This is a genomic window from Glycocaulis sp. (genome assembly GCF_052168375.1).
Classification (GTDB): domain Bacteria; phylum Pseudomonadota; class Alphaproteobacteria; order Caulobacterales; family Maricaulaceae; genus Glycocaulis.
This window is the reverse complement of the sequence record NZ_JBQLZR010000209.1, coordinates 1-7,174: the sequence shown is the minus strand read 5'-3', so window position 1 is coordinate 7,174 and position 7,174 is coordinate 1. Positions and strand designations below refer to the sequence as shown.

General features: G+C 64.2%; 6 protein-coding genes. All 6 read left to right on the top strand.

The features are described from left to right. Positions 1-133 precede the first annotated feature (133 nt). The 6 genes from sdhA (at position 134) to ACTS2Z_RS08170 (ending at position 6,834) form a co-directional block, all read left to right on the top strand. Complete coding sequence (gene sdhA / locus ACTS2Z_RS08195) at positions 134-1,924, top strand: succinate dehydrogenase flavoprotein subunit (protein ID WP_442572726.1); 1,791 nt, start codon at positions 134-136, stop codon at positions 1,922-1,924. Positions 1,925-1,949: 25 nt separating this feature from the next. Continuing rightward, complete coding sequence (locus ACTS2Z_RS08190) at positions 1,950-2,729, top strand: succinate dehydrogenase iron-sulfur subunit (RefSeq protein ID WP_442572725.1); 780 nt, start codon at positions 1,950-1,952, stop codon at positions 2,727-2,729. 528 nt (positions 2,730-3,257) lie between these two features. Next, positions 3,258-3,839: a TIGR00730 family Rossman fold protein gene (locus ACTS2Z_RS08185; RefSeq protein WP_442572724.1), complete on the top strand. Its 582-nt coding sequence runs from the start codon at positions 3,258-3,260 to the stop codon at positions 3,837-3,839. A gap of 17 nt (positions 3,840-3,856) precedes the next feature. After that, positions 3,857-4,930 (top strand): peptide chain release factor 1, encoded by a 1,074-nt coding sequence (gene prfA, locus ACTS2Z_RS08180; RefSeq protein WP_442572723.1) that lies wholly within the window; start codon positions 3,857-3,859, stop codon positions 4,928-4,930. A gap of 128 nt (positions 4,931-5,058) precedes the next feature. Then, the gene (gene prmC, locus ACTS2Z_RS08175; RefSeq protein WP_442572722.1) at positions 5,059-5,898 is read left to right on the top strand and encodes a peptide chain release factor N(5)-glutamine methyltransferase; all 840 of its coding nucleotides are present in this window, start codon (positions 5,059-5,061) and stop codon (positions 5,896-5,898) included. Positions 5,899-6,168: 270 nt separating this feature from the next. Beyond that, positions 6,169-6,834 (top strand): DUF4167 domain-containing protein, encoded by a 666-nt coding sequence (locus tag ACTS2Z_RS08170; RefSeq protein ID WP_442572721.1) that lies wholly within the window; start codon positions 6,169-6,171, stop codon positions 6,832-6,834. The last annotated feature ends 340 nt before the right edge of the window (positions 6,835-7,174 follow it).

The following is a 7,174-nucleotide window of genomic DNA, read 5'->3' as shown; positions in this document are numbered from 1 at the left end:
GGTTGTCGGGGAGTACATCTACAAGCCCGCCACCAAGGCGGCGCTGCTGATCCTCAACACCTTCGTGACCGCAGGCCTGTGGATCGCAGTTCTTTATTCCGTACTCGCGCTGGCGCGCTAGGAGCAGGTTTCGATGTCTGACTACAAATGGATCGACCACTCGTTTGACGTTGTCGTGGTGGGCGCAGGCGGCTCCGGCCTTCGTGCAGCCCTTGGCGCCGCGCAGGCCGGCCTGAAGACCGCATGCATCACCAAGGTGTTTCCGACGCGCTCCCACACGGTCGCAGCGCAAGGCGGCATCTCGGCCAGCCTCGGCAATATGGGCGAGGATGACTGGCGCTGGCACATGTACGACACCGTCAAGGGGTCGGACTGGCTGGGCGACCAGGACGCCATCGAATATCTCTGCCGCGAGGCGCCCGCCGCCGTGTACGAGCTTGAACACTGGGGCGTGCCCTTCTCGCGCACCGAAGAGGGCAAGATCTACCAGCGCGCCTTTGGCGGCATGACCCGCAATTACGGCGAAGGCCCGGTGCAGCGCACCTGCGCCGCCGCTGACCGGACCGGCCACGCCATCCTGCACACGCTCTATGGCCAGTCCCTGCGCCACTCGACCGAGTTCTTCATCGAGTATTTCGCGCTTGATCTCATCATGGACGAGGAAGGTGCCTGCCGCGGCGTCACCGCCTGGAAGCTCGATGACGGCACGCTGCACCGCTTCCGCGCGCAAAAAACGATCCTCGCCACCGGCGGCTATGGCCGTGCCTATTTCTCCGCCACCTCTGCCCACACCTGCACCGGTGACGGCAATGCGATGGTGCTGCGCGCCGGCCTGCCTTTGCAGGACATGGAGTTCGTCCAGTTCCACCCGACCGGCATCTATGGCGCTGGCTGCCTCATCACCGAGGGCGCGCGCGGCGAAGGCGGCTATCTCACCAACTCCGAAGGCGAGCGCTTCATGGAGCGCTATGCCCCTTCCGCCAAGGACCTTGCCAGCCGCGACGTTGTCTCGCGCTCCATGACGGTGGAGATCCGCGAAGGACGCGGCGTCGGCCCCAACAAGGACCACATCTTCCTGCACCTCGATCACCTTGATCCCAAAGTGCTGCACGAGCGCCTGCCCGGCATTTCGGAAAGCGCGAAAATCTTTGCCGGTGTGGACGTGACGCGCGAGCCGATCCCGGTCCTGCCGACCGTCCACTACAATATGGGCGGTATCCCGACGAATTATCACGGCGAAGTGCTGACCAAAGTCGGCGGCGATCCTGACCATGTCGTGCCCGGCCTGATGGCCGTGGGCGAAGCGGCGTGCGTCTCGGTGCACGGGGCAAACCGCCTCGGCTCCAACTCGCTCATCGACCTCGTCGTGTTCGGCCGCGCGGCCGGTCTTCGCTGCGCGGAGACGACGCAGTCCGGCGCAACGCAGGCGGAACTGCCCAAGGATGCGGGCGAGGCGACGCTTGCCCGCTTTGACCGCTTCCGCAACGCCAATGGCGGCACCCCGACCGCGAAGCTGCGCCTCGACATGCAGCGCGCCATGCAGGAAAACTGCGCCGTCTTCCGTACGCAGGACGTGCTGGACGAAGGTGTGGAGCGTATCGCCAAGGTGGTCTCCGGCTCGGCCGATATTGCGATCAGGGACCGCTCGCTGATCTGGAACACGGACCTGGTCGAAGCGCTGGAATTCGACAATCTGATCGCCCAGGCCGCCGTCACCGTGAACTCGGCAGCGGCCCGCACCGAAAGCCGCGGCGCCCACGCCCGCGAGGACTTCCCCGACCGCGATGACACGCAATGGATGAAGCACACGCTCGCCTGGTATGAGGAAAAGACCGGCAAGGTCACGCTGGGTGACCGTCCGGTGCACGAATACACCCTCTCCAACGACATCGCCTATATCGAGCCCAAGGCCCGGGTCTACTAGACCGCCCGCAAACAGGACGACTGACATGGTCCAGCTGACGCTGCCGAAAAACTCGCAAGTCAAAAAAGGCAAGGCCTGGCCGAAGCCGGAAGGCGCGAAGAACACGCGCACCTTCAAGGTCTACCGCTATGACCCGGATACGGGCGAGAACCCGCGCTGGGACACCTATGAGGTGGACATGGACAGATGCGGGCCGATGGTTCTGGACGCGCTGTTCTTCATCAAGAACGAGATCGATTCCACGCTCGCCTTCCGCCGGTCGTGCCGCGAGGGGATTTGCGGCTCGTGCTCGATGAATATTGGCGGGCGCAACACGATTGCCTGCACCGCAGCCATCGACGACTACAAGGGCAGCGTCACCATCTCACCGCTGCCGCACCAGCCGGTGATCAAGGACCTGATCCCGGACCTGACCAATTTCTACGCCCAGCTGACCAGCATCAAACCCTATCTCCAGACGACGACGCCGACCCCGCAAGGTGAATGGCGCCAGTCTGTCGAGGACCGCGAAAAGCTCGACGGGCTCTATGAGTGCATCCTTTGCGCCTCGTGCTCGACGGCCTGCCCGTCCTACTGGTGGAACTCCGACAAGTATCTGGGCCCGGCTGCGCTGCTGCAGGCCTATCGCTGGATCGCCGACAGCCGCGACGAAGCCACCGGCGAGCGCCTCGATGAGCTGGAAGACCCGTTCAAGCTCTATCGCTGCCACACCATCATGAACTGCACCAATGTGTGCCCGAAAGGCCTGAACCCGGCCAAAGCCATCGGCCACATCAAGGAATTGCTGGTCGAACGGCAGGGGTAGGGTTTTATCCCTGATGCTCCGGGGCATCCGCGCGATCGCGCTTGCAGGCCGCTTCGCGGTCTGATCCCCTGGTATTTTATGCAACCGGGGTCCCCCGCCCCGACGGGGGACCCATGCCACATCCCGCAGACTGGACAGATGGATCCCGGGTTCCCCGTTTTCACGGGGACAGGCAAGTCCGGGAACCCGGTTGTAATCTGACCGCCAGATTCATCCGGTTTCCCGCTCAAACTCTCCACCTCGTCACCCCCGCGCAGGCGGGGGTCCAGAGATCATAAGGCTCTGACGGTTGCCAGCGGCTCTGGGTTCCCGCCTGCGCGGGAACGACGAGATAGAGGTTCCCCGGCGCGCAGCGCCGAAAAGCGCGAACGCGCGCCCGAGCTAATGCGAGGAGCAAAGCCCGGATGGGCTGACCATCAAGAAGAACTGGACCCCGACTTTCGTCGGGGAAACGCAAAGAGAGGCGAACCCCGGCGGAGAACGCCTTCCCCCTTCCCCGAATCCTCCCCCGCCGCTAAACACCAGCCCATGAAATCGATCTGTGTGTATTGCGGGGCGAGCCCCGGCGGGCATCCCGCCTATGCCGAAGCGGCAAAGGCCGTGGGCTTCCATCTGGCAAGTGAGGGCTACCGGCTGGTCTATGGCGGCGGTCAGGTGGGCCTGATGGGCGTTCTGGCCGATGCGGCGGTTGATGCCGGCGGCGCGGTCACCGGCGTGATCCCCGACTTTCTCCACCATCGCGAGATCGCCCATCCGCGCGTGACAGACATGCGCGTCGTTACCTCCATGCATGAGCGCAAGCACGTCATGGCCGAGGAATCCGATGCCTTCATCGCCCTGCCCGGCGGCATTGGCACGATGGAGGAGATGTTCGAGATCTGGACCTGGAGCGCGCTCGGCCGTCACACCAAGCCGGTCGGGCTCATCAATGTGAACGGCTATTATGACGGGCTGCTGGCTTTTCTCGACCGGATGCAGGCCGATGGCTTTGTGCAAGCCAAGCACCGCGCGATGCTGTTTTCCGGCGAGGATGTGGGCGATGTTCTCGCCCGCATGGCCGATTACGACCATCCAGGTGTGATTCCCTCGCTTGAACGCGCGCGCATGTAGGGTGTATCGCCAGTCCCATGCGTTTGCCCGACCAGAAACTTGAACAGATTCTCGACCGCTTCGACCAGATCGAGGCGCGCCTTGGCGCGGCTGCCGATGGCGAGGAAATCGTGCGCCTGTCGCGCGAGCATTCCGAGCTGAAGGACGTGACCGAGAAGGCCCGCGAACTGAAAGCCGCGCGCGCAGGCCTTGCCGAGGCCGAAGCCATCATCGCCGAGGGCGGCGACAAGGACATGGCCGAGCTGGCCCAGGAAGAACGCGCCGAACTGAAGGAGCGCATCCCCGAGATTGAGCGCGAGCTGCAACTCCTCCTCCTGCCCAAGGACAAGGATGACGAGGCGAGCGTCATCCTGGAAATCCGTGCCGGCACTGGCGGCGACGAGGCCGCGCTCTTTGCCGGCGACCTCTTCTCCATGTACCAGCGCCACGCCTCCAAGCAGGGCTGGAAGGTCGAGGTGCTCTCCGCCAGTGATAGCGAGGTGGGCGGCTACAAGGAGGTCATCGCCTCGGTCAACGGGCGCGGCGTGTTCGGAAAGCTGAAGTTTGAATCCGGCGTGCACCGCGTCCAGCGCGTGCCAGCCACCGAAGCGGGCGGACGCATCCACACCTCCGCCGCGACGGTTGCCGTTCTGCCGGAACCGGAAGATGTCGACATCCAGATTCGCGACGAGGACATCCGCATCGACACGATGCGGGCCTCCGGCGCAGGCGGCCAGCACGTCAACAAGACGGATTCGGCTGTGCGCATGACCCACCTTCCCACCGGGATCGTGGTGATCAGCCAGGAAAAGTCCCAGCACCAGAACCGCGCTATCGCCATGCAGGTGCTCAAGACCAAGCTCTATGAAAAGGAGCGCGCGGAGAAGGATGCCGCGCGGGCCGCCGAGCGCAAGGGCCAGGTCGGCTCCGGCGACCGGTCAGAGCGCATCCGCACCTACAACTATCCGCAAGGGCGCGTCACCGATCACCGCATCAATCTGACGCTCTACAAGCTGCCGGAGATCGTGGCCGGCGAGGCTCTCGGCGAAGTGATCGACGCGCTGCTGGCCGAGGATCAGGCCGCGCGCCTCGCCGCCATGGACGAGGGTTGAAATAGTATTCGTCGTTCCCGCGCAGGCGGGAAACCAGAGCCGCCTACCCAAGGTTTTCGGGCTTCAACTCTGGACCCCCGCCTGCGCGGGGGTGACGAAGTGGCAGGTGAAAGGGTGCCAGTTTCCACATGATCCCCACCCTGCTCAAAGCCGCTACGAACCGCCTTGCCGCCGCCGGCATCGAGGATGCACGCGAGGATGCCCGCGCGCTTCTGCGCCACGCCCTGAACCTGGATGCGGCAGGCATGATTGCGCGCGGCGAAGCCACCTTGAGCGCTGACGAAATCACCCGTTTCGAGGCCCTGATTACCCGTCGCGCGGCACGCGAGCCCCTGTCACAGATCATCGGCACCCAGCCCTTCTGGACGCTGGATCTGATTGTCACGCGCGATGTGCTGACCCCGCGCAGCGATACCGAGACGCTTGTGGCGGCAGCTCTTGAAACCGTGAAGGACCGCAAGGGGCCGTTGCGCATTCTCGACATTGCCACCGGTTCGGGCGCCATCGCCCTGGCGCTCCTCAGTGAATTGCCAGACGCCGTAGCCGTGGCGACCGACATTTCGCCCGAAGCCTTGAGCATCGCGAAGCGGAACGCGGGCCGCACCGGACTGCAGGCGCGCATACGGTTTGAAGAGACAAGCTGGGCGGACGGTATCGCGGGCAAGTTTGATCTCGTTGTCTCCAACCCGCCCTATATCGATCCTGACGTCATTGCCGGGCTGGAGCCGGAAGTGCGCGATCATGAACCGCGCCTCGCCCTTGATGGCGGCAAGGACGGGCTGGAGCCCTACCCCCACCTTCTGCGCGAGGCACGCCGTCTTCTGGCTCCGCGCGGCCACGCCCTGTTCGAGATTGGCCACGATCAGGGCCGGGCGGCACTGGCATTGGCGCGCGAGACAGGCTGGAGCCAGTCCCGTATCCTGACCGACCTTGGCGGGCGAGACCGGGTCCTTTGTGTCCATGACTGAAAAAGACTTGGAAATGACTTGCAGATGAGTCTAGGTTGATTGCGATACAGCGGTTGTGGCGCGCCGGGACAGGGCTGTTACAACTGAAAAGTGGCAAGCGCTCCCCGCTGTAATACCGGCTCTCATCTTGCAGAGACATGTGCCACCGGCCCACAGGTGTGTCATGGCTTGGCGCTACCCGGCCATTTGGCCAGGGCCCGCAAGGCGGGGCCAGAACGGACAGGTAATCTGAAAAAAGATGTCGGTCACAAAATGAGGACCCACCACGACATGAAGCGTCAACGCGGCCGTGGGCGTAAGCCCAACAATAATCAGGGCAATCGCAATTTCGAAAGCAATGGTCCGGACGTGAAGATCCGGGGCAATGCCGCCCATATCTATGAAAAATACCTCCAGCTGGCGCGCGATGCCTCCTCCTCGGGCGACCGGGTGATGGCGGAGAATTACTACCAGCACGCCGAGCACTATTTCCGCATCCTGCAGGTCATCCAGCCGCGCCGTGAAGAGCGCGATGTGAACGATGACGACAATGATGACAACGAGGATGGCGACGACCGCAACGATCGTAACGCGCACAATGCCGGCCGCCAGAATCAGGACGGCGAGGATGGCGAGCGTCAGGAACGCTCCGGCGGTGACCGCCAGCCGCGTGGCCGCCGCGAGCGGGGACCGCGCCGCCGTCAGGATGGCGAAAACCGCGCGAATGCAGACGGCCGCGACAAGCCGCAGGCCGACAGCTCTGACAACGCCCCCTCCGATCCACTGCGCATGGTCGATCCGGGCGCATCCGAAGCGCCTGCTTCCAGCCAGGGCGAAGGCGATCAGCCCGAGGCTCCGCGTCCGGCCCGCGCCCGCAAGCCCCGCCGTCCGCGCGGCGATGCCGAGGCAGAAGCGGCACTGAAAACCGCCTCCGGCGACGGCGAGGCGGCAGCCTAGGGTTTTTGGTCTTCCACTGACCTCACTACCGGGGCCCCGCCCCCGAGCCGGGGCCTAAGGGAAGTCCCGCAAATTCACAGATGGATCCCGGGTCAAGCCCGGGAACCCGGCATCGGCCCGCACAAGCTGGCTGATGCTGGCCTCCACCTGTTTCACCGGCTACAAGCCGGGAAAATGCGAGGAATGCAGTCTTTCGTCGTAATTCCGGCGAAAGCTGGAAACCGGCTTTTTTGTTTTTCTGGGTCTCCCGTCGATGCGGGAGACCCCGGTCTGGTTGACCGCCCCTACCGCCCCCGACGAATTTATCCCCCTCCAGCTTGTGTGGTCTCGGCGCCACACC

Coding starts and splice junctions, on each gene's coding strand:
- sdhA (WP_442572726.1), top strand. CDS start 134: ATGTCTGACTACAAATGGATCGACCACTCGTTTGACGTTGTCGTGGTG.
- ACTS2Z_RS08190 (WP_442572725.1), top strand. CDS start 1,950: ATGGTCCAGCTGACGCTGCCGAAAAACTCGCAAGTCAAAAAAGGCAAG.
- ACTS2Z_RS08185 (WP_442572724.1), top strand. CDS start 3,258: ATGAAATCGATCTGTGTGTATTGCGGGGCGAGCCCCGGCGGGCATCCC.
- prfA (WP_442572723.1), top strand. CDS start 3,857: ATGCGTTTGCCCGACCAGAAACTTGAACAGATTCTCGACCGCTTCGAC.
- prmC (WP_442572722.1), top strand. CDS start 5,059: ATGATCCCCACCCTGCTCAAAGCCGCTACGAACCGCCTTGCCGCCGCC.
- ACTS2Z_RS08170 (WP_442572721.1), top strand. CDS start 6,169: ATGAAGCGTCAACGCGGCCGTGGGCGTAAGCCCAACAATAATCAGGGC.